Genomic DNA, 24,679 nt, shown 5'->3' on the forward strand with positions numbered 1-24,679 from the left:
CGGCGGGTTTTTTGTCGTCTGACGGTAATCAGCGTTGACTAGGCGCCAAGCCCGGATCCAGCGAATGGCGTTCGTCGAAGACGAAGCATTTGCCGTCATAGCCCGGGCCGCCCGTTTCCTCGAAGTACTTGAGGATGCCACCGTCCAATTGGTACACGTTCTGGATGCCCGCCTCGTTCATGTAGATGGCGGCTTTTTCGCAGCGGATGCCGCCCGTGCAGAAGCTGACGACGGTCTTGCCTTCGAGTTCGGCGCGGTGCGCCTGGACGGCGGCGGGAAACTGCGTGAAGCGTTCGATGCGCCAGTCGATGGCGTTGTGGAACGTGCCTTCGTCCACTTCGAAGGCATTGCGCGTGTCGAGCATCACCACAGGCCGGCCGGCGTCGTCGGCGCCCTGGGCAAGCCAGCGCGCCAGCGTCTTGGCGTCCACGCCCGGCGCGCGTCCCGCTTCGGGGCGGATCGTGGGGTGGTCCATGCGGATGATTTCGCGCTTGATCTTCACCAGCAGCTTGCGGAACGGCACGACTTCGCTGTGGCTGAACTTGACTTCCAGGTCGGCGAAACGGGGGTCGGCGCGCAGCGCTTGCAGGAAGGCGTCAATGCCCTCGACCGAGCCGGCCAGGAACAGGTTGATGCCCTCTTCGGCCAGCAGGATGGTGCCCTTGAGCGCGCAGTCTCCGGCCACCGTGAGCAGGTGGGCGCGCAGGTCGGGCAGGGAATCCAGCGAAACGAATTTATAAGCGGCGATATTGACGACGGAAGTCATGGCAAAGCGATGGAAAGCGGACGGCGAAGCCCGTAATCATAATCGCTGGGCGGGTTACGCCGCCCACGGCCCGGCGGGTTTCCGACGGCTGCGGCTTGATCCCGCTCAACGGCGGCCGAAGTCCAGCGTGTCGCCGGAGCTTAATACCCAGGTCATGCGCTGCGGGTTGTTGGTGTTGTCCAGCGACATGGCGGTGATGCGCGTCAGCCCCGCCAGGAAGTCCTGTTCCAGCTTCATCGTCTGCGGGGCGCAGGCCATCATGGTGGCCACGGGGTTCGCCCGCACGATGAGTTGGCCGTTGGCCACCGTATAGGGCGCGTTGTATTGGTTGCAGCCCGCAAAGCCCGACATGCTTGGGGTGCCCTGAACATGGGCAAAGCTGGCTGTCAGCGGCCGGGAATTCGATGAAGGGTGCGGAATGGTTCGCAAGCCGCCGCCCGGCAGGGTCCAGCGGGCCAGGTCCCAATTGGTCTGCACCAGCACGTCCGACGCCGAAGCCGGTTGAAAGCGCGGGTCCTGCCCGTCTGCCGCTCGATACGGCGCGGCGCAGGCGGCCAGGCCAAAGGACAACACGCACGGCGCCAGCCAGCGCAAGGAAGCGGTAAAGGACATGAACGGTCTCCCGGAATCAGCAAGAGCAAGGCAAGCCGCGCCCCGGCACAACGCCGGGCGCGGACAACGCCACATTATCGCCGGGGCCGCAGCATTGGGACGACAGGCTTACGGCGTGGGAGGATCCTGGCGGCGCTCGAATTCCAGCACGTCGCCGCCACGCAGGTTGAACGTCAGGTGCCGTGGGGCGCCGCCACTGTCCAGCGTGAAGGTATCGATGGCGGTCAGGCCGCGCAGGTAGTCCGCTTCAAGCTTGGCGCGTTCGGGCGGCACGCAGGCCATGCGGGTGGTGGCCGGGGCGTCGATGAAGAGCTTGCCGCTTTCCAGCTTGTAAGACCCCATATAGCGGTTGCAGCCGGCAAACCCGTTGACGCGGTACTGCTTGCCTTGGGCCAGGAACGTCAGCCGCACCGGTTCGCCGTTGTCGCCGTGGGGAATGTCGCGCAAGCCGCCGCCGGCCTGCGCCCAGCGAACCAGTTCCCAACTGGTTTGGGCCAACGAGTCCGCGCTGGTGGCGGCATTGGCCGCAGCGGCGCCTTGCGGGCGCGCGCCTCCGGTGGACCCCGCGCAACCCGCCAGTGTCGCGGCCAACAGGCTCAGGCATAGCAGCCGGCAACGCGAAGACAGATGGGTAAGCATGGGTAGGTCTCCTGAAGGTTTCGACCCCCCGACTGTAACCGGGCCAGGCCTGTGTCGTCCTTGTATCTCACCCCTACAGCGGTATCCAAAAGCAGCAAGCTGCGTCAGCGGTCTCACGCCGATGATGCGGGTAGCTGCATCGAATGCCGCATGGTGGCGGCTGCGAGCGGCGCGCAGAATCATTCCAGATCAGGGTGTCGGCAACCCTGGCAGCACAGGAAAGAAAGTCGATTACAGACGCATCAAGCAACGCAGGTGTCCGGTCCGAGGGGGCCGCAAACAACAACTACCGGGGGAGACACGGCGATGGGCTTCTTAAGAACCTTACTGGCGCTTTCAGTGGTGCTGGATCATCTGGGCGGCAGTTACACCGACAACCTCGTCGGCGGCCGACTGGCGGTGCAACTGTTTTACGTGATCTCGGGTTTCCTGATCTCGTATGTACTGACCGCCACCGACAACTACCAGGGCGCAACGGGCAAGTTCTACGCGAATCGCTTCCTGCGCCTATTTCCCATCTACCTGGCCGTGGCGGTGCTGACGCTCGCGGCGCATGTGCTGAGCGGCGGCGCTTTCTTCCGCATCTATGATGCTTTGCCTTTTTCCGCCGAGCTGTTCCTGGTGGTGTCCAACCTGTTCATCTTCGGGCAGGACTGGCTGATGTTCTTTGGCATCCAGGATTCGGCCCTGGCCTTCACGGGCAGCTTCGCCAGAAGCGAGGTGCCGCTGTATCAAGGGCTGCTGGTGCCGCAGGCCTGGACGCTGGGTGTGGAGATGAGCTTCTATCTGGTGGCGCCTTTCGTGCTGGGTTCGCCGCGCCGACTGCTGGCCTTGCTGGCTGCCTCGCTGGCCCTGCGCGGGGTGTTGATCGCCACCGGTATCGGCTCGAGCGACCCCTGGACCTATCGCTTCTTTCCCACCGAACTGGCGCTGTTCCTGATCGGCTCGCTATCGCACCAGGTGCTGCTGCCGCTGTTCAAGGCGTGGACCCGCCGCGTGAACCGCCTGCCGGAAATCGGCACCGCCGTGCTGTTCGCCTACACGCTGCTGCACTTCTCGATCAGCATCAGCCCCACGGTGCGCGACGGGCTGGCCGTGCTGCTGTTCGCCGCGCTGATGCCGCTGGCGTTCCTGTTCCAATCGCGGCATCGGCTGGACAAGGCGATCGGCGAACTCAGCTACCCGATCTATATCTGCCATTCACTGGTGATCCTGGTGTTCGGTTGGCTGCTCAACGACATCCAAACGCATCAGCCCACGCTGTTCGCGGCACTGGTGGTTGCGGGCAGCATCGGATTTTCAGCGCTGTTGAATGGCCTGGTCGCCGATCCCGTGGAACGCTTGCGCAGCCGTCTGCGCAGCAAGCCGCAAGCCGGCGCGCCGGTACCGGTTCCGGCACCAGCACCGGTTCCCGATCTGCGTCGGCGCCCGCAAAGCGCGGCGCAGCCCATCGGGACTATTCACCGCGTGCCTTGATGTAGGCGGCCAGCACCAGTTCTATCTGCCGCTTTTCTTGCAAGCTCAACCGCGAATAGGTGGCGTACGACACCGATTCGAACGGCCAGCCGGGCTGTGGAGAGACGCCGTCTTCGGCGGCTGCGGCCGGGTCCGCGTAACCGGAATTCAGCATCGGACCTTCTCCGGTGCTGAGCCACATCGGGCTGACCCGCAAGGCGCGGGTCAATTTGATGAGGGCATCGCTGGAGGGATGCAGGCGCTGGCCGCTTTCGTAGTTGCCGATAGCGCTTTGCGAGAGGTTGCTTGCGACCGCCAAGTCCTTTTGAGTCCATCCCTGAAGCATTCTTGCGCTGCGCAGACGATGGCTAAACGTGTCCAATCGATCAACCTGAGACATTAATATGAATTTATTTATTTAATTAAAACATCTCATTACAACCGCCAAATAAACGGATTGCACCCCAATTTGCGGGTTAATCCGTAAATCGCACTATTTGCGCGCTTGCCTGCCGGCTCGACGTTCGCCGCCCGCCCTGTCCGACACTGCCCATTTCTAAAAATCTCCATACCTGGCATTGACTTAACTGACCTGCCCCATCGGTACAACCCACAAGCAAGGCCAGTGCCACTGGACCGCTTGCCAAAAAAATCCGGGTCGAGTTTATGGGCGATTTGGTATGGAAAATAGAAAATAATGTATCGGTAATACTTAATATCTCCTGACCCTCAGCGCGCAAGGACCCGAAAACAATCACCGTTTCAAGCGCTTCCCCAGGGGGGACAGACCCGCGCGCGGTTACCATCAGAAACTACAGAAACGTATCTTCACAAAAAAACACGCCCGTGTTTAAATGAAACACGGGCGTGACTTCAAGACGGCATTTGGTCCACCGGCCCTGACGGCCAGCATGGGACAAGCAACCGGCCGGATTCCCCGCCCACATTCAAAAAAACACCGCCGCACGGTCTCGTCATGGCGCGCCGTCTTACGCCGCGCCCCTCATTGGAAGCATCAATGAATAACACGCTGGATGTCATTTTCCTTGGCAATGACGATGCCAAGCACACCAGGCTTGTGGACGCCTTATCGCATTTGGGTTTCTGCGTACGCCGCTGTCATGACTTGATCGACGTCTACGACCGCTACTCCCGACGCCCCAGCCCGCTGGTGGTATTGGACGCGCCGCTTTCCGATATCCACAATGCCGCCGTGCGCTTGCGAGCGGTGGACCGGGGCTTGGGCATCGTGGCGATTGCCGCCTTCACCGACTCTGAAAGTCGCATCCGCACGCTGCTCTGCGGCGCGGATGCCTGCCTGCCCCCTGACGTAACCGGTCTGGAATTGGCGGCGGCGCTGCAAGCATTGGTGCGCCGCGCGGTGGGCCTGGACGGTATGGAAACCACCGCCGACGCGCACGCCGAAGAGCCCACGCAGGAAGCGTGGCGGCTGGCAAACAAGGGTTGGACCTTGATCAGCCCGAATGGCCGCACACTAGGTTTGACGACCGGAGAACGAGATTTCCTGTCGCGGCTGGTGACGGCGCCGGACCGCAAGGTCAGCCGCGACGCCTTCTATGCCGACGGGGCCGACGATGCCGATAGCGGCATCACACGCCGACGCTTCGTGGATGTGATGATCAGCCGTCTGCGTCGCAAGGCGGCTGCCAATCAAATGACCTTGCCGATCCGCGCGGTGCATGGCTGGGGCTATATGTTCGCCGCGGACATCACGCTGGATCTGGACTATCGGACTTCGGGGGAAGACAGCCGGCAAGAGGGGCTGGAAGAATGGCGCCGCGAAACCGAGGATGCGGACGCGGCAAATTGAGATGGCCCGTGAGGCCTTGCCTGTTCATCGTTGAACACTGAACACAGGCGAAAAAAACGCGGCGCTGCCCCCGAGAGGTAAGACGCCGCGCTAAAACAACACGTGAACCCGGAGTCATCAGCCGGCACTGATGCCTTCTACCTGGATCACGCGATTCCAACATTCGTGCCTCATACTGCTCACGCACGGTCCGACCGTGAACCTGCGCCGGGTCTCTAGTCCCCACGCAAGCTGCAACGTGATCAACGCCTGGATCTCGGGCCTGCCCCGACGACTGGCCGACCTTCCATCCATATCAGCGGTTTTCCACTTCGATAGCCGCGTGATGAACGAAGTTTATGACTTGGCCCGGGAATCCAGTAATTCTTTGTTGATAGTCTTCCATACCTATTTGATATAGCAGGGCCTCCGGTCGCATCGTCCTAAAATGCGGACTAAAGGATCAGTCCAATGCCCCTGAACTCGCTTTCGCTGTCACGCCGGCTCAAGAAATTCCGCGCGCTGTTCTCGCCCAACTGGTGCCTGGCCATCTTGGTCGCGCTGGACGGCTATGCCTTCATGCACCCCGTGCTGAAGGAAGTACGCGCACGCGAATATTCGTTTTGGCTTGCGCTGGACAACTGGCACGAAGTGATGCGCGTGGTCGGCCTGCTGGAAATCCCACGGCTGGTGTTGGGCGTGGGCCTGCAAGTGATTGCCATCGGGCTGATCCTGAAAGCGCGGATCGCGTGGGCGTTCTCGCTGGTGCTGCTGATCGGTATCGGCACCTTTGCGATTCTTGGCGAGGCCGGGCGCGCCGGGCTGGGCGTGTACACGCTGGTGCTGCTGATTGCGCTGATCGTCTACTGGCGGCGCTTTGACCGCGCGAGCGTCACGGCGGGTTCGCTGTTTGCATTGGTCAGCGTGCTGTCGCTGCTGATCTACGCGGTCTTCGGCACGCTGTACCTGGGCAACGAATTCAACCCGCCGGTGCAGGATATGGGCACCGCGTTCTACTTCGCCATCGTGTCCATGTCCACGGTGGGTTATGGCGACATCACGCCGCACAGCATCACGGCCAGGCTGTTTACCGCGTCGATTATCATTCTTGGCATTACCGTGTTCGCCACGTCCATCAGCGCGATTGCCGGCCCGGTGATCGGCGGCAATTTGAAACGGCTTGTCAAAGGCAGGTTTTCCACCGCCATGAGAAAAAACCACATCATCATCGCGGGCGCCACGCCGCTGGCGCTTAGCGTCTATGCCGGGCTGCGCCGCCGGGGCGACGAAGTCACCGTGATCGTGCCGCCCGGCACGCCGCACGAATACCCCGCCGCCACGGACCTGATCGAAGGCGATCCGTCCAGCGTGGAAGTCCTGCACAGCGCGGGCGTGACGCGCGCGCGCTACGTGCTGGCGCTGCGCGACGACGACGCCGAAAATGCATTCATCGTGTTGGCCGCCAAGGAAGCCACGGGCGAAGGCGGCGCAAAGACGGTGGCGCTGGTCAACACCAGCAAGCACTTGGAGAAGATCCGGCGGGTGCAGCCGGACCTGGTGTTTTCGGTGCAATTGCTGGGCGCGGAACTGCTGGCGCGCGCCATCAACGGCGAACCCATGGATGGTCAAGCCATTACGGATCTGTTCTTCGCCAAGGTCGAGCCGCAGGCGAAGCCCGCCTGAATTTTCCGGCTGCCCTTCTTTGCCGGCTGCCCTTCTTTGCCAGCTACCCTTCTTTGCCGGCTACACATGCCGCAGCCCCCGCAAGTGCAGCCGCTACGCCGCCTGCGCGCCGGGTGGGGAATGCTGTGCATACCACGGCACGAAATCGGCCGACGGCATGGGCCGCGCAAACAAATATCCCTGAATGAAGGCCACGCCGCGCGTGGTCAGATAACCAAACTGCTCTTGCGTTTCGACCCCTTCGGCCACCACCGCCAAGTTCAGGCGATGCGCCAGTGTAATGATCACGTCGAGCACCGGCGCGTCTTCCCCGGTCGGCAGGATCGCGTGCACGAAGCCCTTGTCGATCTTCAGATAATCCACCGGGAATTTCTGCAGGTACGACAGCGAGCAATGGCCGGTGCCGAAATCATCAATGGCCACGCGCACGCCCGCCGCGCGTAGCGCATCGATATTGCGGCGGGCCTGGCCGCTGTCCGAGATCAGGCTGCGCTCGGTGATCTCAAGCACGATCAACGGCCGGCGCGCCGCGACCTTGGCCATGAACGCCTGGATGTCGGGCACCAGCGCACTGCTGGACAGATGTTCGGGCGCGATGTTCACGCCCACATGAAAGTCGGGCGGCGTCGCCCAGGACTGCATGTCGCGCTCGATCAAGCGCAGCAGGTGCTGCGTCAAGGGGATGATCATGCCCTCTGCCTCGGCCGCCGCGATGAAGATGTCCGGGCGCACGAAGCCCACGCCGGGGCGGTTCCAACGCATCAACGCTTCGACGCCTTCGCACTGCCCCGTCAGTTGCCCATACACGGGTTGATAGTGCACCTGGAATTCATCAGCCAGCATAGCGCGGCGCAACTGCTCCTTGAAAGACAGCCGGTTCAATTGCAGGCGATAGGCCGCGAAAGCCAAGCCCGCGCCAATCAACAAGGCCGCGGGCAGATAGCCAAGCAAAAGCTGCCGCCAGGCGTCGATCAGGCTGGCGGTGGGCGCCTTCACATGGATGGTCAGCGCCACGCGCCCATTGTTGCGCGTGACCTCGTCATACACGGGTTCAACGCCCGCATCGGACGCGTGCCAGGAATCGCTGCGGATCGGCGCTCCCTTGCCCACGATCAGTTCCAGGCGATAGTCGCCCAAGGTGGCGACAGCGTTGAGCAAGTCCAGCACGTAGCGGCCATCCACGGCGACGGCGCCGCTGTATCCGGGCGCGCCCGGTTTGCCCAGCAGGATGGCCGGGCGATCCGGCGCCAACGGCGTGCCCGCCACGGAAAACAGCCAGCGGTCGGGCGTGCCGTCAATGGGCCATTGGCGAAAGTCGCCTAACTGGAAATCCACTTCGCCGACGGCCGACGAACAATAGATGTGCCGGTCGTTCGACAAGACCAGCGAGCGGAAATACGGGTTCAGCGTGCCCCAGCGGCGCAGTTGGGGCAACACGTCGGCACAGGGCTGCGGCGTCAGGTCCGCCACCTGGTCCAACACGGGCCAGGCCTGCGCCAGGATGTTCTCGACTTGCACGCGCACGATCTGCGCGGCCGCTTCGGCTTCCGTGCGCTGCTGCTTCTTGGCATAGAACCAGGTCTCGACGGCGCACAACACAACCGGAAGCACCAAGGCAAAGGCCACCGGCAGGTATCTCCAGGAAGGCACGCGAACCGTCATTCCTGATGTGGGCAAAACCGCCTCGCTGAAAAGTCCAAGCAGTGCCAATACGGCGTCGCTGAATGACACACCAAGCATGGAGTAACGTCAAGTTACTTTGGCGCCATCTCGGCGCCATCTCGGCGCTGTCTCGGTGCGCGCGCCACGATAACTTGCGCCAGGTCATACATGGCAAAGAGACGCCGGACGCAGACTGGTGTTACGGGTCCGCGCTGGGCTATTGTTGACGAACGCCACGCCCAGCGCGCCGGCTGCCCCCAACCTGACGGCTTGAGGACTGATTCGTTACCCCTTACCCACTTCGACAAGGACGGATGATGAAGAAACCTACTGCCTCCACACCCCAAGGAATCGCCGGCGCCAACGCCGCCTACTGCGAACGGCTGGCGCAGCTTGCGCAAGACAGCCAGCAACGCTGGCTGGAACTTGGCCGGCGCCTGGCCGACGAGAACGCCAACAAATACCTGTCCGCGCTGGCTCCGCTGCAGCAGCCCGGCAGCTGGCAGAACATCGCGCCCGCGTGGGGCGAGATCACCCGCAAGCAATGGCAAAGCCAGTTGGAAGCCAGCCAGGCCATCACGCACGCGGCGCTGCAGGAACAAGCGGCGCTGGCGGCCGGGCTGGGTGAAGCCATGAGCGGCTGGTTCAAAGTTGCCACCGGCGGCGGCATGACACTGGCCTCGTCGCCGATGACGCAAATCTGGTCGGCCATGTCAGACCAGATGGCCGCTGCTTGCTCGGCCATGCGCGACGCCAGCCAAGCAGGAGCCCACCATGACGGTTAAACGCACAGCACTGGTGACGGGCGGCGCGGGTGGCCTGGGCCAGGCCATCGCGCAGGCCTTGCACGACGCCGGCCACGACGTCATCGCGACCTATCACACCAGCGAAAACGCCGCGCGCGCCTGGGCGGAAGAAGAAGCATCGCGCGGCCGCCGCTTCGCGCTGTATCAGGTAGACGTCGGCGACCATGCCTCGTGCCAGGCGCTGATGCAGCGGCTGGAACAGGACAAGCGCAGCATCGACATCCTGGTCAACAACGCGGGCATCACGCGCGATGCCCGGCTGGCCAAGATGAGCCTGGAACAGTGGACCGAGGTCATGCACAGCAACCTGGATTCCCTGTTCCACATGACGCAGCCGCTATGCGCCGGCATGGCCGCGCGTGGATGGGGCCGCATCGTGAACATTTCGTCCGTGAACGGCAGCAAGGGCGCGTTCGGCCAGACCAACTACGCCGCGTCGAAGGCCGGCATTCATGGCTTCACCAAGGCGCTGGCGCTGGAACTGGCCAGCAAGGGCGTCACCGTCAACACCGTGTCGCCGGGTTACCTGGACACGCGCATGGTGCAGGCCGTGCCCGAAGACGTCTTGAAGGAAAAGATACTGCCGCAGATCCCGGTCGGGCGGCTCGGCCAGCCCGAAGAGGTTGCCGCGCTGGTGGCGTTCATGTGCAGCGACGCCGCCGGGTTCATGACCGGCAGCAATGTCGCCATGAATGGCGGCCAGCACATGTACTGATCATCTGGTCCGACCTGCTTGAAGCGCCCGCCCACGGTCTCCGTCGGCGGGCGCGGTTGTTTCAGGGGTGGAACAAAGGTGCAACCCACCCTTCCAAACTGCGTTTGAAACAGCAGGTAACGGGTTAACCCCATATTGTTGACACGGCCCGTGCCTCGTATATTTGCATCCACTTGAGCAGGATTGGATGCAATCTGTGGTTTTAGTATCCAGAAGCCTGCCCTCGTATGCAAGCCGAGGGCACTGCCCCCGGCCTTACCAGCACCGTCGGCCCCCACGCGCATCAGACGCTGGTCCGGCAATCCTTCGAGGGGAACACACCATGAAATTCAACGTCCGCCCGCTGCTGGGCGCCTCCTGCCTGATGTTGTCGCTGGCCGGCGCCGGCGCACAGGCGCAGGAAACCGTGAAGATGGGCGCGGTCCTGTCCTTGACCGGCGCCAACGCCACCGTCGGTGAAGATGTGCGCCGCGCCGTGGATCTGGCCGTGGAAAAGGTCAATGCCGACGGCGGCGTGATGGGCAAGAAGTTCGCCGTGGTCATCGAAGACTCGGGCGGCAACCCCACCACCGCCTTGAACGCCGCGCGCAAGCTGGTCAGCGTGGACAAGGTGCCGGTGGTGATCGGCGAATACTCGTCGGGCATTTCCATTCCGCTGGGCCAGTACCTGGTGAAGGAAGGCGTGACGCACATCAACATCGCCAGCACCAGCGTCAAGATCCGTGACCTGGGCGCCACGTCCTTCAACCTGATCGGCCTGGAAGACAAGGGCAACCGTTTCTCGGCCAAGGACACCTGGGACCAGGGCTACCGCAACGTCGCCATCATTGCGCCCAACAACGCCTACGGCCAGGGCGTGGCGCATGGCTACAAGGAAGAATTCGAAAAGCTGGGCGGCAAGATCGTGACCGAAGTGCTGTACACGGCCGGCCAGTCCACCTACCGCCGCGAGCTGCAACAGATGTCGCGCAGCAAGCCCGACGCCTACATCTACACCGCCTACGGCCAGGAATCTGCCGTGATCAATCGCGAGGCCTTTGAACTGGGCCTGCGCAAGACGCCCTGGTACGGCATCTTGCTGAGCATGTGCCTGAGCGACACGCCGGCCAACATCGCGCAAGGCCAGATCGGCATGGAAGTGGGCTCGGTGCTGGGTCCCAAGGGCCGCGAATACGCCGAAGCCTTCAAGGCCCGCTACAAGGACGGCTTCAAGACGTCTTACACCGGCTACGCCTATGACGCCGTGCTGCTGACCGCCGCCGCCATGAACCAGGCCAAGTCCACCGCGCCCGCCGACATCCAGGCCGCGCTGACCCAGTTGGGCCAGAAGGGCTACGAAGGCGTTACCGGCTTCATCAAGTTCGACAGCGACCGCCAGCGCATCGACCCGCCCTACGCCAAGCTGAAGTCCGATCAAGGCAAGATCGTCGTACGTTGATAAGGCCTTGGCCGGCGCCGTTGGGGAATGGCGCCGGCTTTTTTTTCGCGCCGTCTTCCCCAGCCGGCTTCCCCTGCCGGCTTTCCCCACCGTCTTTCGAGTCAACAAGATGACCCAGATTCTCGTCGACACGCTGCTACGCTGTTCCGACCTGGCGCTGATCGCGCTGGGCCTGAGCATGGTGTATGGGCTGGTCAAATTTCCGAACATCGCCCACGTGCAATACGCCATGGTGGGCGCCTACCTTACCTATGCGCTAAGCGCCGTGGCCCTGCCCTTGCCGCTGGCGCTGCTGGCCGCAAGCCTGCTGACCGGCGCCATGGCGCTGACCTTCCACCTGCTGGTGTTCCGCCGCCTGCTGCGCGCGGGGCCGGCCATCACCATGATCGGCTCGCTGGCGCTGTCCATGCTGCTGATTGCGTTCTGCCAGGGCATCGCCGGGTCGTTCCCGCGGATGTTCAACCTGCCCCTGTCCGAGCCGATCTGGCTGGGTGATGCCAGCGTTACCGTGACGCAAATCGCCGCCGTGTCGACCACCGCCGTGTTGCTGGCGGGCTTTACGCTGCTGTTGTTCTACACCCGCGCCGGCCGCGCCATGCGCGCGCTGTCGTGCAACCCCGCGCTGGCCGATGCCAGTGGGCTGAACGCCTCGCGCATTACCTGCCAGGTGGCGTTTGCCAGCGGCGCGCTGGCCGGCCTGGGCGGCGGCTTGCTGGCCTTGTCCACGGGCGCGCACATCAACCTGGGAACGGACCTGCTGCTGCCCGTGTTCGCCGCCGCCATTCTGGGCGGTCTGGGCAACCCCTTGGGCGCGGTCGCGGGCGCGTTCCTGATTGCGTTGACCGAAACGCTGGTGACCAACCTGAACTTCGGCTGGCTCTACGCCAAGCCCGTGGCGTTCCTGCCCGTGGCCTATATCAGCGCGGCGTCGTTCCTGATCCTGCTGCTGGCCTTGCTGTTCAAGCCCTACGGCCTGTTTGACCGCGAGGTGCGCCGTGTTTGATTTCCTGATTTCTTCATTGACCTTCGGCGCCATCTTCGCCTTGATGGCCTTGGGCCTGAACTTGCAGGCGGGTTTGGCCGGCTTGCTGAACTTCGGCCACATCGCGTTCGCGGGCATCGGCGCCTACGGCACCGGTATCGCCGTGCACGCGGGCTGGCATCCGGCGCTGGGCGCCGTGGCCGGCGTGGCCGTCGCCATGGCGCTGGGCTGGGGCATTGCGCGGCTGGGCAAGCAATTGGCTGCCGACTACTGGGGCATCGCCACGCTGGCCATTGCCGAGATCATCCGCACCATCGCCACCAACGAGCTCTGGCTGACCAATGGCGCGCAGGGCATCAGCGGGATTCCCGCTGTGTTCGGCGGCATGGACGGCAAGAGCGGCGCGCTGGCCTTCCTGGGCCTGGTGCTGGTGTTGGCGGCAGCCGCCGCCGTGTTGCTGCGGCGGCTGGCCTACAGCCGCTTCGGCCGCGCCTTGCGGGTGATGCGTGAAGAACCGAAGCTGGCGGCCTGCATGGGCTACGACCTGATGTCCTTGAAGTCACGCGCCGTCATGGCGGGCGCGGCGGTCACGGCGCTGGCGGGCTCGCTCTACGCGCACTACATGAGCTTTGTCGGCCCCGACTATCTGCTCGCGTCGGAAACCTTCCTGCTCTGGACCATGTTGATGATCGGCGGCATCGGCAATTTCTCCGGCGTGGTGCTGGGCGTGGTGCTGGTGCAGACCGCCTACACGCTGGTGCCGTTCGCCAAAGATGCATTCGGCTTTGGCTCCGACATTGCCGGCGCGCTGCGCCTGGGCTTGATCGGATTCATTCTGCTGGGATGCCTGTTGTGGCGCAGCGAAGGGCTGCTGCCGGAAAAGATGAGGAAAATGCCATGACCACCCCTTATGCATTGCAGGTCGATTCGGTGGCCAAGGCGTTTGGCGGCAATCGCGTGCTGGAAAAAGTGGGCTTTGCCATCCGCCCCGGCGAAATCGTGGGCCTGCTGGGCCCGAACGGTTCCGGCAAGAGCACGCTGCTGAACACCATTACCGGTTTCGAATCCATCGACGCCGGCAGCGTTCTATTCGAAGGCCGGCGCATCGACAAGCTCAGCGCGCACCAGATCGTCCGTGCCGGTATCGCGCGCAGCTTCCAGTTGCCCTCGATGCCGCGCAAGATGTCGGTGGCCGAAGTGGCCATGGCCGCGTCGGTGGAACACCACGGTGTCTGGGAAAGCCTGTTCGGCACGCGGGCGGCGCGGCAGGCGGAAGCCCGCGCCCGCGCGCAGGCCGACGCGCTGCTGGACCAACTGCTGCTGACGCCGGTGCGTGATTTATCCGCCGCCGCGATCTCGGGCGGCCAGAAAAAGCTGCTGGGCATCGTCTGCGCGCTGATGGCGCATCCACGCATGCTGATGCTGGACGAGCCCACCGCGGGCGTGCATCCGAATCTGCGCAGCGACATCGTCGGCGCCTTGCAGCGCCTGAACCAGGCCGGCATGACGATCGTGATCGTCGAGCATGACATGCATTTCATTCGCGAAGTCTGCCACCGCTGCATCGTGCTGGACCGGGGCCACATCGTGGCCGACTGCCGGCCCGACGAGCTGGCCTCCAACGAGCGCGTGCTGGAAGCGTATCTGGGCGGCGCCGCCGCCAAGCCCGCCGCCGGCGCCAATGCCTCGCCCGTGTTGCGCATGGAGGCCGCGTGATGAGAGAAAAAATGATCGAAGTGGACAACGTCGTCGCCGGCTACACGCGCGACGTGGACATCCTGCGCGGCATTTCACTGTATGCCGGCAAGGCGGAAATCGTGACGCTGCTGGGGCCGAACGGCTGCGGCAAGTCGACCCTGTTGAAGACCATCGCGGGGTATCTAAAACCCCGCGAGGGCCGCGTCATGCTGGGCGACAAGGACATCTCGCGCTTTCCGGTGCACGAGAAAATCCTGCGCCATGGCCTGGGTTTCGTGCCGCAGACCGAGAACGTCTTCACCGCGCTGTCGGTGCGGGAAAACCTGCTGGTGGGCGGCAATGCGCTGGACAAGGCGCAGTGCGCGGCACGCGTGCGTACCTTGTGCGAGCACTACCCCGTGTTGCAACGCAAGCTGGATGCCCCCGCCGCGTCCCTGTCGGGCGGAGAACGCCAGATTCTGGCGCTGGCGCGCGCACTGATGCCATCGCCCGGCCTGCTGCTGCTGGACGAACCCTCGGCCGGCCTGTCGCCCAAGACGCTGGGCGAAGTGTTCGAGGCCATCCAGCGCATCCGCGCCAAGGAAGACGTGACGATTCTGATGGTGGAGCAAAACGCCATGGAAGCGCTGCGGATATCCGACCGCGCGTATGTACTGTCGATGGGCACCGTTGCCATCACGGGCGAGGCGCAGGCGCTGATGAACGACGCGCAGGTGCGCGAGCTTTATCTGGGCGGCCGGGCGGCGTAGCCGAGTCTCGTCGACACGTCTTGAAGGCCCGCCCCGCGCGGGCCGTTCAGCCGTTCAGCCGTTCAGCCGTTCAGCCGTCCTGGCGCATGCGGTGCATGGCCACCAGGTTCTTCTTGGTTTCAATGATGTGCGATTCAACCAGGCTTGCCGCCAAGGCGCCGTCCTGCCGGCGACAGGCTTCCAGGATGCGGTAATGGTCCGACTGCGGCCCTTCCTTGCCGGTGGCCTGCGACATCATCTCGTGCGTGTAGCGGTCGGTATTCAAGCCGTATTCCTCGATCAGCCGACGCAGCCGCGTGTTGTTCGCGGGCGCGCACAAGGCCAGATGGAAGCGGCGGTTCAGCTCGGCCCACTGCGACACGGAATCGGCCTCGTCGTAGGCCTTGAGGATGGCTTCCAAGTTGTCCAGATCGGCCCGCGCCATGTTGGGCACGGCGGCGCGCACGGCATAGCCTTCCAGCGCGATACGGATGTCGAGCAGTTCGCAGATCTGGTCCACGTCCATGCGGATGACAACCGCGCCCCGGTTCAGGTGATACGCCACCAGGCCTTCGGTTTCCAGTTGGCGCAGCGCTTCGCGCACGGGAATGCGGCTGGCCTGGAAGCGCGTGGCCAAGGCGTCCTGCTTGAGCGGGGTGCCCGCGGGCAAGGCGCCCGTCAGGATTTCGTAACGCAACTGGTCGCGGATGCGGTGCGGCAACGCCTGGGCTTTACCGGACGTGCCCTTCGTTTTGGTCATGCTCATAACTATCGGGTATCTCTGGGCGAAGGACGGCGGCCTGCGGCAAGCGTCGATGAAGGTTGTTCCAACAGCGGGCTCCCATCGTAGCCGAATGGACCGCTTGCGGGAACCGTGTCCCGGCCGAGGCCAGAATCCGCCGTCGTAGCTTGGGCCTGCCAACCTGATCTGCTTATTCAGGGCCATGCACGCTACCGGAATATTGCCGGAGCACAGCGCGCCAGCCCGCGTCTTGCCTGGCTTTAGAGGCGCAGCCGGCCAAACTGATCCGCTTTTTTATCTGAATTCTGAATCTGTACTACTTCGCGCGCCGGATCTACCGTTCAAAGCGTAGGACACCGCTTATCAGGAAGACCGCTATGCATGGCGACGCGCTATTGCTTGCCCGAATACAGTTCGGGTTCACCATTTCTTTTCACATCGTCTTTCCCGCCATCACGATTGGCCTGGCCAGCTACCTGGCCGTGCTGGAAGGCTTCTGGCTGCGCACGGGCAAGCCCGTCTATCGCGACCTTTACCACTTCTGGACCAAGATCTTTGCCGTCAACTTCGGCATGGGCGTGGTGTCCGGCCTGGTGATGGCGTACCAGTTCGGCACCAACTGGAGCTTTTTCTCGGACTTCGCGGGCAGCGTGACGGGGCCGCTGCTGGCCTACGAAGTGCTGACCGCCTTTTTTCTGGAAGCCGGCTTCCTGGGCGTGATGCTGTTCGGCTGGACGCGCGTGGGTCCAGGGCTGCACTTTTTCTCGACCATCATGGTGGCGCTGGGCACGCTGGTGTCGGCCACGTGGATCCTGGCGTCCAACAGCTGGATGCAGACGCCCGCCGGCTACGAGATCCTGGACGGGCGCGTCGTGCCCACCGACTGGCTCGCCGTGATCTTCAATCCGTCGTTCCCGTACCGCCTGGCGCACATGGGCATCGCCGCGTTCCTGGCGACCGCGTTGATGGTGGGCGCGTCCGGCGCGTGGCACCTGCTGCGCGGTGACCGCAGCCCCGCCGTGAAGAAGATGTTCGCCATGGCGATGGGCATGCTGTTGCTGGTGGCGCCGCTGCAAGCCGTGGTGGGCGACTTTCACGGCTTGAACACGCTGAAGCATCAGCCCGCGAAGATCGCCGCCATTGAAGGCCATTGGGAAAACGAACCGGGCGCGGGCGTGCCGCTGACGCTCTTCGGCATCCCCGACATGGAACGGGAAGAAACGCGCTTTGCGCTGAACGTGCCCCGGCTCGGCAGCCTGATCCTGACGCATAGCTGGGACGGCCAGTTTCCCGGGCTGAAGTCGTATCCGCCCGAAGACCGGCCCAACGCCACCGTGGTGTTCTGGTCGTTTCGCATCATGGCCGGGCTGGGCATGCTGATGATTCTGCTGGCCGGCTGGGCGCTGTGGACGCGCTGGCGCGGTCGGCTGTATGAGTCGCGCGCGCTGCAACGCTTTGCGCTGTGGATGGGGCCGTCGGGCATCGTTGCGATGCTGGCCGGCTGGTACGTAACCGAAATCGGCCGCCAGCCGTGGATCGTCTACGGCGTGATGCGCACGGCCGACGCGGCCACGCCGCATGGCGTCGGCGAACTGACGCTGACGCTGGCCTTGTTCGTGGCTGTGTACCTGCTGGTGTTCGGCGCGGGCGTGTCGTACATGCTGCGCCTGATCCGCATGGGCCCCAGCCCCGCCCCCGGCCACGCGCCGCTGTCGGGCGGCCCGGGTGAACCGCGCCAACCCTCGCGCCCGCTGTCCGCCGCGTCCACGCTGGCGGGCATCGAACCCGCGCCTCGCAAGCCTTCCGGAGTCTGACGCCATGGGCATCGACCTTGCATTGATATGGGCCGTCATCATCCTGTTTGGCGTGATGATGTACGTGGTCATGGATGGCTTTGACCTGGGCATCGGCATCCTGTTTCCGTTGATCCGTGACCGCGATGAACGCGACGTCATGGTCAACACCGTGGCGCCCGTCTGGGACGGCAACGAGACCTGGCTGGTGCTGGGCGGCGCGGGCCTGATGGCGGCGTTTCCGCTGGCGTATTCCGTGATTCTCAGCGCGCTGCACTTGCCGCTGGTGTTCATGCTGCTGGGCCTGGTGTTTCGGGGCGTGGCGTTCGAATTCCGCTTCAAGGCCGATGAACACCATCGCCCCTACTGGGACCTTGCCTTTGTGTTCGGCTCGGTCACGGCGACCTTCTTTCAGGGCGTGACGCTGGGCGCCTACATCGAAGGCATTGCGGTGGTGGGGCGCGCCTACCAAGGCGGCGCGTGGGACTGGATCAGCCCGTTCTCGCTGTTCACCGGCCTGGGGCTGGTGGCGGGCTACGCCTTGCTGGGCTGCACCTGGCTCATCATGAAGACCGAAGGCCGGCTGCACCGCCACATGTGCGCGATCGCGCGGCCGCTGACGTGCGCGCTGCTTGCCGTGATCGCGGTGCTAAGCGTGTGGACGCCCTTGGCGCAACCGCATATCGCGCAGCGCTGGTTCAGCCTGCCGAATATGTTCTGGTTTCTGCCTGTACCAGTACTGGTGGCTGCCGCCGGCTTCGACCTGATCCGGCGCGTGCGCGGCACGCCCGCCGCCGGCCCCTTCCTGCTGTCGCTGGCGCTGGTGTTCCTGGCCTACACCGGCCTGGGCATCAGCATCTGGCCCGCCATCATTCCGCCTGACATCTCGATCTGGACTGCGTCCGCGCCCCCGCAAAGCCAGGGTTTCGCCTTGGTCGGCGCGCTGCTGATCATTCCGATTATCCTGGTCTACACCGCCTGGTCGTACTACGTGTTTCGCGGCAAGGTCCGTACCGGCGAGGAGTTTCATTGATGCCTGCCTTGACGACAACCCCTGACGCCGCCCGCGCGACTCCCGCTGCGTGGCGCAGCCGCCTGCTTTGGCTGGCGCTGATCTGGGCCGCCAGCGTCGCGGCGCTGGGCGTGGCGGCCTACGCGCTGCGGCTGCTGATGCGCGCCGTCGGCATGTCGACATGAGCCCGCGCGCCCGTGCCTGCCCCACCCTATTCCCCTTGAATCGGAACCGCCATGAAGCGCTATGAAAGGCTGACGGAAGACATCACCAACTCAATCAGTTCGGGCTTGCTGCAAGTGGGCGACCGCCTGCCTTCGGTACGGCAGACCAGCGCCAGCCGGGGCGTCAGCCCGTCCACGGTGTTCAAGGCCTATTACCTGCTGGAAGCGCGCGGCCTGATCCGTGCACGCGACCGGTCCGGCTACTACGTGCTGCGCGCGCCGCACGCCGCCCTGCCCGAGCTGGACGGCTTGTCCAGCGCCCCCGCCGGCCGTCACCCGGTGGACGTCAGCGACAACGTGCTGCAAGTGCTTAACGCCACGCTGCGCCGCGACATGACGCCTTTTGGGTCCGCCTTTCCCAGCCCGTCGCTGCTGCCCTACGCGCGGCTGGGCAAGTTCATGGCGTCGGCCGCGCAGCGGCTGGACCCGTGGGGGTCCATCGACGACCTCAGCCCGGGCGATGCGGCGCTGCGCCGCGCCATCGCGTTGCGCTACCTTGCCGATGGCCTGACGGTGCCGGTGGACGACATCATCATCACCAACGGCGCGCTGGACGCGCTGAACCTGAGCCTGGCGGCGGTGACCAAACCCGGCGATGCGGTCATCGTGGAATCCCCCACCTTCTATGCCGCCCTGCAATCGCTGGAACGCAACCAGCTCCACGCCATCGAAGTGGCCACGCATCCGCGCGAGGGCATCGACCTGCAAGCGCTGGAAGACGCCATCGTGCAGCACCGGCCGCGCGCCTGCTGGTTGATGACCACCTTCCAGAATCCGCTGGGCAGCCTGATGCCCGACAGAAAAAAAGAAGCGCTGGTCCGGCTGTTGACCCGGCATGACGTTGCGCTGATTGAAGACGACGTCTACGGCGAGCTGTATTTCGGCGAACACCGGCCGCGCCCGGCCAAGGCCTTCGACAAGGAAGGCATCGTGATGCACTGCTCGTCGTTTTCGAAGACGCTGGCGCCGGGTTACCGCGTGGGCTGGGTGGCGGGCGGACGCTATACGCGGCAGATCATGCGCAACAAGCTCACCACCAGCCTGGCCACCGCCGCGCCCACGCAGGCCGCCATTGCCGCCTATCTGGACAAAGGCGGCTACGACCGCCACCTGCGCCAGTTCCGCCAGGCGCTGGCCGTGCAGCAAGGCGAACTGCTGCAAGCCGTGGCGCGCTATTTCCCGAAGGGCACGCGCGCCACGCGGCCTGCGGGCGGGTACTTTGTGTGGGTGGAATTGCCCGCGCACATCGACACGTTGAAGGTCCACCGCGCCGCGCTGGATCACGGCATCAGCATTGCGCCGGGGCCGCTGTTTTCGTCGTCGGGCGCCTTCCGGAATTTCCTGCGCTTGAACCACGGGCATCCGTGGAACGCCGACATGGAACAGGGGATGGCGACATTGGGCAAGCTGCTGGCGGGTGGTTAGGGGCAGCGGTTTGTGGTCAGCCGCTTTGTGGGTAGCGGGCTTTTAATTCGCGGATTTTGGGTCAGCGACGTTGTCCTTAGCGGCCCGTGGACGCAGCCGCCGCGCGTGCCGCCTCGACCTCGCGCATCAGCGATGCCGCATCCGGCCGCAGGGGCAGCGCCAGCTTGCCCTGGCGGTCAATAGCGCCCCATTGGCCGCCCGTCATGTAGCTGTGTTCGCCATCCGGCGTGAACGCCTTGCGGCAACCTTCGCACACCACGGCCAGCCCGCCGCTGTAGCGGTCGACCCATTCATAGGGCGTAGCCAGCACGCGCTTGAGCTGCGTGTCGTAATAGGCCATGCCGCCCATCCACGGGCCGCGCGTCAGGCCGTCTTCGAAGTCATCCGCGAAATTGTCGTAGGTGACGACAGCCACCGATTTTCCATCGGGCCGTACCCAGCGCCACGATCCGTGCGTGAATACCGGCGACAAGCCGTCCTCGTTGAAGTCCATGCGCCCAAGCACATCGGCCGCGAACACGACCGTGTCGCCCTCCACCCGCGCGCATTGATCGGCGGGTTCCAGCGTGCCGCCGTCCTGCTTGGCGGCGTACAGGCATTGCAGGTCATGAGAGGAAGATGAACGCGTAGAGGCAGCATCCGTGGGCGCGGTGTTCGCGGGAACAGGATTCGCGTCAACAGGATTCGCGGCAAGGGCGGCTGCCGGCAGGGCCGCCAGCAGCGTAAACAACAAGGTTTTCAGCATGCCGGAAATCCTAGCATGCGCCCCGCCGGCCACCACCCCGCTTCAGTTTGCCGTCGCGCCGGAATCCTTCACCGCCTGTGCCCAGGTCGCGATCTCGGTCTGGATGAACTTGCCGAACGCGGCCGTGTTCACGTTGGAGGCCTGCGCGCCCTCTTCCATCAAGCGTTGCTTCACGGCGGGCGCGGCCAGCGCGCCGCTCAAGGCCTGGTTAAGCGTGGCGACGACGGCGTCCGGCGTCCCTGCGGGCGCCACCACGCCGTGCCACGACACCGCCTGAAAGCCCGGCAGGCCGGACTCGGCCATCGTGGGCACATCGGGCAAGGCCGGCGAGCGTTCGGGCGACGTCACCGCCAGCGCGCGCAAGGTGCCCGCCTTCACATGCGGCAGCACGCCCGGAATGGTGGTGAACATGAAGTCGATCTGACCACCGATCAAATCGGTAATGGCGGGGCTGCCGCCCTTGTACGGCACGTGTGTGAACGTCAGCTTCGCCGAACTCTTGAACATCTCGCCGGCCAGATGACCCGGCGTGCCCGCGCCCGCCGACCCCATGTTGGTCTTGTCGCCCTGCCCACGGATGTAGGCGATCAGCTCCTGCACATTGGCGGCCTTGACGTTGGGGCCGATCACCAACACGTTCGGCACCGTGGCCAACAGCGTGACGGGCGTGAAGTCCTTGACCGCGTCATACGAAATGCGCGAATACAGCGACGGGTTGATGCCATGCGTGCTGGCGGTGGCCAGCAGCAGCGTGTAGCCGTCCGGCGCGGATGTGGCCACCTGCTTGGCGGCAATGGTGCCGTTGGCGCCGCCCTTGTTCTCGATGATGATGCTTTGGCCCAGCGTCTTGCCCGCCTCCGCCGCGACAGTGCGCGCCAGGATGTCCGACGTACCGCCCGCCGAGTGCGGCACGACCAGCGTGATGGGTTTGCTCGGGAAGGACTGCGCCTGCGCGGCCGGCAGCACCGGCGTGAAACAGGCGGCCAGCGCAACGCGCGCCAGCAATCGGTTATGGCTCATTGAAGTCTCCTCGTTTGTCATCGAATGCGGCGCCCTCGCCGGGGCGCCGTCATGCCCATGTGGGATGGGGCCGGCTCAGTCCGACCCGAGTTGCAGCTTGTTGGGCTGGCGCTTTTCGATCGACCACTTCAGCAAGGCGGCCGAGCGGTAAATGCCATGGGCGAACTTGCCGTAGGGCAAGGTCAGGAACAGCGCCATCACCACGCCCAGGTGGATGGCCAGCAGCAGCGCCATCGCACTGCCATCGCGTCCGGCCAAGAGCGCCAGGCCGGTGGCGCTGGTCAGGAACAGCAGCACGATGAAGCCCCGGTCCATCGGCTTTTGCGCGGCGTCGCCTTGTTGCGGATGGCGCTTGATGTTCAACCACAGCAAGCCGGCCGGTCCGATCAACAGGCCGATGCCGCCCACCGTGCCCAGCAGCACCGGCGCGCTGAAGAACGGATACGGCGCTTGCAGGCCCAGCAGATAGTGGTACAGCGTGGCCACGCAGGTGGCCGCGAAGCACAGCATGAAGCCGTAGAACGTGAAGTGATGAAAGCGCCGCCGCCACAAGGTGAAGGCATCATCCGCGTTGTTGCAGCCCTTGCCGTGGCCGCCATCCAGATAGCGCAGCCGCAGCGCGTCGTGTGCCGCTTCAGCCACAGCGGCGCCAGACGCCGCCCCCGGGCTGACGTTGCGCCAGAAGCGCGTGACGCCCACCGCCAAGGCCAGCATCGAAAACCCGAACACCACGCCAAACATCAGCGCCAGCGTGTTGTGCGGGAACACGGCATAGAAGTTGCCGGCCATGGGCTCGTGAAACAGTCCGCCCGCCATCAGCACGGCCAGCACCAGAAACAGTGCCAGGCCGCCGGCGGTAGCCAGCGACAAGGCCAGCCCGTTGCGCTTGTACAGCGTGCCCAGCGCGGCGGGCCAGGCGTAGTCGGCGTAGGTCTGCACCCGCACCTTGGCCATGGCCTGCGGCACGTTCACCGCGAATTCATGCGGTGGCGCGTACTGGCAGGCGTGCAGACAGGCGCCGCAGTTGTGGCACAGGTTGGCCAGGTAGTTCAGGTCGGCCTTGCCGAATTCCAGCCGGCGCGTCATGGCCGGAAACACCGCGCAAAACCCTTCGCAATAGCGGCAGGCGTTGCAAATCTGCATGACGCGCGCGACTTCGGTTTCGTCGTCGGTCAGCAGGTCGGCCTGCGGCTTGACGGTCTTGCCCAGCCAGCGCACGGGTTGTTCGGCCATGGCCGGGCCGGCGGACGGCTCGGCATGGGCGGTGGAGAATGACTGCGCCTCGCGGGCCAGGGCTTCAAGCTGCTTCATATCGTGCTCTTCGCAAGGGTCTGGGCGCGCGCGGCGGCGGCGGCCCGGGTGCCGGCAATACGGCCGAACGCCGTGCCGATGGACATGCCCACGCCCGCCGTATAGCCCTTGCCCAGCACGTTGCCGGCCATCATTTCGCCGGCCACGAACAGGTTGTCGCTGGGCACGTCGTTAAAGCGCACCGCGGCGGTGTCATCCACCTTCAAGCCCAGATAGGTAAAGGTGATGCCGGGGCGCAGGGCGTAGCCGTAGAACGGCGCGGTATCGATGGGCCGCGCCCAATGTGTCTTGGCGGGCGCGATGCCTTCGGTGTGGCAGTCGTCCAGCGCGGTGTGGTCGAACGTGCCGACGCGGCACGCGGCGTTGTAGTCGCGCAGGGTCTGTTCAAACGTGGCGGAGTCCAGCCCCAGCTTGTCGGCCAGCTCGGGCAGCGTGTCGGCCTTCACACCGGGAAACACCGGCGGCATGAAGCGGCCGATGGCCTTGGCGTCGATGATGGAATAGGCGATCTGCCCCGGTTGCATCGCGGTCAGGCGGCCCCAGATGGCGTAGCGCTTGGGCCAGAAGTCTTCGCCTTCATCGTAGAAGCGCACGGCGTCGCGGTTGACCACCACGCCCAAAGACACGCAATCGATGCGCGTACAGATGCCGCCGTCGTACAGCGGCGCGCGCGCGTCGATGGCCACGCAGTGCGATTGGGAGGGGTCGCCAATGCCGTCCGCGCCCGCGTCCAGCATGAACTTCAGCAGCACGCCCATGTTGAAGCGCGTGCCACGGATCAGGAAGTTATCGGCCGGCCATTCGCCGCGTTCGTTCTGGCCCCAGGCTTCACGCAGCCATTCGCGGTTGGACTCGAAGCCGCCCGCGGCCAGCACACAGGCGCGCGCCTCGATGCGTTCATCCCCGATGCGCGCGGCCTTGAAACGGCCGTCTTCCAGTTCCAGCGCATCCACCGGCGCGTTGTAGCGGATCTGCACGCCCAGCGCCTCGGCGCTGCGGTAGTAGGCATTCACCAGCGCCTTGCCGCCACCCATGAAAAAGGCGTTGGTGCGCGCCACGTGCAGCGCGCCCGACAGCGGCGGCTGGAAGTTCACGCCATGGCGGCGCATCCAGTCGCGACAGGTGGAAGACTCGCGGATGACCAGGCGCGCCAGGTGTTCGTTGGTTTGCCCGCCGGTCACCTTCAGCAGGTCTTGCCAGTATTCCTCTTCGGGATAGGCGTCGGTCAGCACGTCCTGCGGGGCATCGTGCATGCAACGCAAATTGCGCGTGTGCTGCGAATTGCCGCCCCGCCATTCACGCGGCGCGGCCTCCAGCAGCAACACGCTTGCGCCGGCCTCGCGCGCCATCAGGGCCGCGCACAGCGCCGCGTTACCCCCGCCCACCACCAAGACATCCACCATGTCATTGCCC

General features: G+C 64.6%; 24 protein-coding genes. 14 read left to right on the forward strand and 10 right to left on the reverse strand.

What is annotated here, in order from left to right:
* Positions 1-28: 28 nt before the first annotated feature.
* From M2361_RS15515 to M2361_RS15525, 3 genes are all read right to left on the reverse strand, one after another.
* The gene (locus M2361_RS15515; protein ID WP_259250365.1) at positions 29-766 is read right to left on the reverse strand and encodes a sulfurtransferase; all 738 of its coding nucleotides are present in this window, start codon (positions 764-766) and stop codon (positions 29-31) included.
* 105 nt (positions 767-871) lie between these two features.
* Positions 872-1,378: an META domain-containing protein gene (locus M2361_RS15520; RefSeq protein WP_259250366.1), complete on the reverse strand. Its 507-nt coding sequence runs from the start codon at positions 1,376-1,378 to the stop codon at positions 872-874.
* Positions 1,379-1,486: 108 nt separating this feature from the next.
* A complete protein-coding gene (locus M2361_RS15525; RefSeq protein ID WP_259250368.1) occupies positions 1,487-2,017 on the reverse strand; it encodes an META domain-containing protein in 531 nt (176 codons plus the stop codon).
* Positions 2,018-2,323: 306 nt separating this feature from the next.
* Between M2361_RS15525 and M2361_RS15530 the strand changes: the two genes are divergently transcribed.
* Positions 2,324-3,493, forward strand: coding sequence for an acyltransferase (locus tag M2361_RS15530; protein WP_259250369.1), 1,170 nt, complete (start codon positions 2,324-2,326; stop codon positions 3,491-3,493).
* Here M2361_RS15530 and M2361_RS15535 read toward each other — a convergent pair.
* A complete protein-coding gene (locus M2361_RS15535; protein ID WP_259250372.1) occupies positions 3,474-3,872 on the reverse strand; it encodes a helix-turn-helix domain-containing protein in 399 nt (132 codons plus the stop codon). The two genes, M2361_RS15530 and M2361_RS15535, sit on opposite strands and share 20 nt — an antisense overlap.
* 618 nt (positions 3,873-4,490) lie before the next feature.
* Here M2361_RS15535 and M2361_RS15540 point away from each other — a divergent pair.
* Both M2361_RS15540 and kch read left to right on the forward strand, forming a co-directional pair.
* Entirely contained in the window at positions 4,491-5,303 is an 813-nt protein-coding gene (locus tag M2361_RS15540; RefSeq protein ID WP_259250374.1) for a winged helix-turn-helix domain-containing protein, read from the forward strand.
* 450 nt (positions 5,304-5,753) lie between these two features.
* Positions 5,754-6,965 carry a voltage-gated potassium channel protein gene (gene kch, locus M2361_RS15545; protein ID WP_259250375.1) on the forward strand — a complete coding sequence of 404 codons (1,212 nt, stop codon included), beginning with the start codon at positions 5,754-5,756 and terminating at the stop codon, positions 6,963-6,965.
* 93 nt (positions 6,966-7,058) lie between these two features.
* Here the strand turns inward: kch and M2361_RS15550 are convergent, their stop codons facing one another.
* Positions 7,059-8,615: an EAL domain-containing protein gene (locus M2361_RS15550; protein WP_310508915.1), complete on the reverse strand. Its 1,557-nt coding sequence runs from the start codon at positions 8,613-8,615 to the stop codon at positions 7,059-7,061.
* A gap of 329 nt (positions 8,616-8,944) precedes the next feature.
* Here M2361_RS15550 and M2361_RS15555 point away from each other — a divergent pair, with 329 nt between their 5' ends.
* The 7 genes from M2361_RS15555 to M2361_RS15585 all read left to right on the forward strand — a co-directional run bounded on the left by M2361_RS15555 (position 8,945) and on the right by M2361_RS15585 (position 15,015).
* Entirely contained in the window at positions 8,945-9,412 is a 468-nt protein-coding gene (locus M2361_RS15555) for a hypothetical protein (protein ID WP_310508916.1), read from the forward strand.
* Positions 9,402-10,148, forward strand: coding sequence for an acetoacetyl-CoA reductase (phbB, locus tag M2361_RS15560; protein WP_259250381.1), 747 nt, complete (start codon positions 9,402-9,404; stop codon positions 10,146-10,148). Before M2361_RS15555 ends, phbB begins: the two co-directional genes overlap by 11 nt.
* 322 nt (positions 10,149-10,470) lie before the next feature.
* Positions 10,471-11,586: an ABC transporter substrate-binding protein gene (locus M2361_RS15565; RefSeq protein ID WP_100854390.1), complete on the forward strand. Its 1,116-nt coding sequence runs from the start codon at positions 10,471-10,473 to the stop codon at positions 11,584-11,586.
* A 109-nt stretch (positions 11,587-11,695) separates the two neighbouring features.
* Positions 11,696-12,589 (forward strand): branched-chain amino acid ABC transporter permease, encoded by an 894-nt coding sequence (locus tag M2361_RS15570; protein WP_259250386.1) that lies wholly within the window; start codon positions 11,696-11,698, stop codon positions 12,587-12,589.
* Positions 12,582-13,469, forward strand: a complete 888-nt coding sequence (locus M2361_RS15575) for a branched-chain amino acid ABC transporter permease (RefSeq protein WP_127185815.1) — start codon at positions 12,582-12,584, stop codon at positions 13,467-13,469. The genes M2361_RS15570 and M2361_RS15575 overlap by 8 nt, the downstream gene beginning before the upstream one ends.
* On the forward strand, positions 13,466-14,284 hold the full coding sequence (locus tag M2361_RS15580; RefSeq protein WP_259250391.1) for an ABC transporter ATP-binding protein: 819 nt from the start codon (positions 13,466-13,468) through the stop codon (positions 14,282-14,284). The genes M2361_RS15575 and M2361_RS15580 overlap by 4 nt, the downstream gene beginning before the upstream one ends.
* Positions 14,285-14,295: 11 nt before the next feature.
* The gene (locus tag M2361_RS15585; protein WP_259251500.1) at positions 14,296-15,015 is read left to right on the forward strand and encodes an ABC transporter ATP-binding protein; all 720 of its coding nucleotides are present in this window, start codon (positions 14,296-14,298) and stop codon (positions 15,013-15,015) included.
* 70 nt (positions 15,016-15,085) lie between these two features.
* On the opposite strand, the gene M2361_RS15590 is transcribed toward M2361_RS15585, so the two are convergent.
* Positions 15,086-15,754: a GntR family transcriptional regulator gene (locus tag M2361_RS15590; RefSeq protein WP_259250394.1), complete on the reverse strand. Its 669-nt coding sequence runs from the start codon at positions 15,752-15,754 to the stop codon at positions 15,086-15,088.
* Between the two features lie 359 nt (positions 15,755-16,113).
* Between M2361_RS15590 and M2361_RS15595 the strand changes: the two genes are divergently transcribed.
* Genes M2361_RS15595 through M2361_RS15610 form a run of 4 tightly spaced genes read left to right on the forward strand, consistent with a single transcriptional unit; the run spans position 16,114 to position 20,190 of the window.
* On the forward strand, positions 16,114-17,550 hold the full coding sequence (locus M2361_RS15595) for a cytochrome ubiquinol oxidase subunit I (protein ID WP_259250396.1): 1,437 nt from the start codon (positions 16,114-16,116) through the stop codon (positions 17,548-17,550).
* Positions 17,551-17,554: 4 nt separating this feature from the next.
* On the forward strand, positions 17,555-18,562 hold the full coding sequence (gene cydB / locus M2361_RS15600; protein WP_259250398.1) for a cytochrome d ubiquinol oxidase subunit II: 1,008 nt from the start codon (positions 17,555-17,557) through the stop codon (positions 18,560-18,562).
* On the forward strand, positions 18,562-18,726 hold the full coding sequence (locus M2361_RS15605) for a DUF2474 domain-containing protein (RefSeq protein ID WP_259250399.1): 165 nt from the start codon (positions 18,562-18,564) through the stop codon (positions 18,724-18,726). The genes cydB and M2361_RS15605 overlap by 1 nt, the downstream gene beginning before the upstream one ends.
* A gap of 51 nt (positions 18,727-18,777) precedes the next feature.
* Positions 18,778-20,190 (forward strand): PLP-dependent aminotransferase family protein, encoded by a 1,413-nt coding sequence (locus tag M2361_RS15610; RefSeq protein WP_259250401.1) that lies wholly within the window; start codon positions 18,778-18,780, stop codon positions 20,188-20,190.
* Positions 20,191-20,266: 76 nt separating this feature from the next.
* Here the strand turns inward: M2361_RS15610 and M2361_RS15615 are convergent, their stop codons facing one another.
* From M2361_RS15615 to tcuA, 4 genes are all read right to left on the reverse strand, one after another.
* Complete coding sequence (locus M2361_RS15615) at positions 20,267-20,935, reverse strand: hypothetical protein (RefSeq protein ID WP_259250405.1); 669 nt, start codon at positions 20,933-20,935, stop codon at positions 20,267-20,269.
* A 42-nt stretch (positions 20,936-20,977) separates the two neighbouring features.
* Positions 20,978-21,955 (reverse strand): tripartite tricarboxylate transporter substrate binding protein, encoded by a 978-nt coding sequence (locus M2361_RS15620; protein WP_259250407.1) that lies wholly within the window; start codon positions 21,953-21,955, stop codon positions 20,978-20,980.
* Between the two features lie 75 nt (positions 21,956-22,030).
* Complete coding sequence (gene tcuB / locus M2361_RS15625; RefSeq protein WP_310508917.1) at positions 22,031-23,266, reverse strand: tricarballylate utilization 4Fe-4S protein TcuB; 1,236 nt, start codon at positions 23,264-23,266, stop codon at positions 22,031-22,033.
* On the reverse strand, positions 23,263-24,669 hold the full coding sequence (tcuA, locus tag M2361_RS15630; protein WP_259250409.1) for an FAD-dependent tricarballylate dehydrogenase TcuA: 1,407 nt from the start codon (positions 24,667-24,669) through the stop codon (positions 23,263-23,265). Before tcuA ends, tcuB begins: the two co-directional genes overlap by 4 nt.
* Positions 24,670-24,679: the final 10 nt, after the last annotated feature.

This window comes from Achromobacter sp. JUb104 (assembly GCF_024806975.1).
GTDB classification, from domain to species: Bacteria; Pseudomonadota; Gammaproteobacteria; order Burkholderiales; family Burkholderiaceae_B; genus Achromobacter; species Achromobacter spanius.

Coding starts and splice junctions, on each gene's coding strand:
- M2361_RS15515 (WP_259250365.1), bottom strand. CDS start 766: ATGACTTCCGTCGTCAATATCGCCGCTTATAAATTCGTTTCGCTGGAT.
- M2361_RS15520 (WP_259250366.1), bottom strand. CDS start 1,378: ATGTCCTTTACCGCTTCCTTGCGCTGGCTGGCGCCGTGCGTGTTGTCC.
- M2361_RS15525 (WP_259250368.1), bottom strand. CDS start 2,017: ATGCTTACCCATCTGTCTTCGCGTTGCCGGCTGCTATGCCTGAGCCTG.
- M2361_RS15530 (WP_259250369.1), top strand. CDS start 2,324: ATGGGCTTCTTAAGAACCTTACTGGCGCTTTCAGTGGTGCTGGATCAT.
- M2361_RS15535 (WP_259250372.1), bottom strand. CDS start 3,872: ATGTCTCAGGTTGATCGATTGGACACGTTTAGCCATCGTCTGCGCAGC.
- M2361_RS15540 (WP_259250374.1), top strand. CDS start 4,491: ATGAATAACACGCTGGATGTCATTTTCCTTGGCAATGACGATGCCAAG.
- kch (WP_259250375.1), top strand. CDS start 5,754: ATGCCCCTGAACTCGCTTTCGCTGTCACGCCGGCTCAAGAAATTCCGC.
- M2361_RS15555 (WP_310508916.1), top strand. CDS start 8,945: ATGAAGAAACCTACTGCCTCCACACCCCAAGGAATCGCCGGCGCCAAC.
- phbB (WP_259250381.1), top strand. CDS start 9,402: ATGACGGTTAAACGCACAGCACTGGTGACGGGCGGCGCGGGTGGCCTG.
- M2361_RS15565 (WP_100854390.1), top strand. CDS start 10,471: ATGAAATTCAACGTCCGCCCGCTGCTGGGCGCCTCCTGCCTGATGTTG.
- M2361_RS15570 (WP_259250386.1), top strand. CDS start 11,696: ATGACCCAGATTCTCGTCGACACGCTGCTACGCTGTTCCGACCTGGCG.
- M2361_RS15580 (WP_259250391.1), top strand. CDS start 13,466: ATGACCACCCCTTATGCATTGCAGGTCGATTCGGTGGCCAAGGCGTTT.
- M2361_RS15585 (WP_259251500.1), top strand. CDS start 14,296: ATGATCGAAGTGGACAACGTCGTCGCCGGCTACACGCGCGACGTGGAC.
- M2361_RS15590 (WP_259250394.1), bottom strand. CDS start 15,754: ATGACCAAAACGAAGGGCACGTCCGGTAAAGCCCAGGCGTTGCCGCAC.
- M2361_RS15595 (WP_259250396.1), top strand. CDS start 16,114: ATGCATGGCGACGCGCTATTGCTTGCCCGAATACAGTTCGGGTTCACC.
- cydB (WP_259250398.1), top strand. CDS start 17,555: ATGGGCATCGACCTTGCATTGATATGGGCCGTCATCATCCTGTTTGGC.
- M2361_RS15605 (WP_259250399.1), top strand. CDS start 18,562: ATGCCTGCCTTGACGACAACCCCTGACGCCGCCCGCGCGACTCCCGCT.
- M2361_RS15610 (WP_259250401.1), top strand. CDS start 18,778: ATGAAGCGCTATGAAAGGCTGACGGAAGACATCACCAACTCAATCAGT.
- M2361_RS15615 (WP_259250405.1), bottom strand. CDS start 20,935: ATGCTGAAAACCTTGTTGTTTACGCTGCTGGCGGCCCTGCCGGCAGCC.
- M2361_RS15620 (WP_259250407.1), bottom strand. CDS start 21,955: ATGAGCCATAACCGATTGCTGGCGCGCGTTGCGCTGGCCGCCTGTTTC.
- tcuB (WP_310508917.1), bottom strand. CDS start 23,266: ATGAAGCAGCTTGAAGCCCTGGCCCGCGAGGCGCAGTCATTCTCCACC.
- tcuA (WP_259250409.1), bottom strand. CDS start 24,669: ATGGTGGATGTCTTGGTGGTGGGCGGGGGTAACGCGGCGCTGTGCGCG.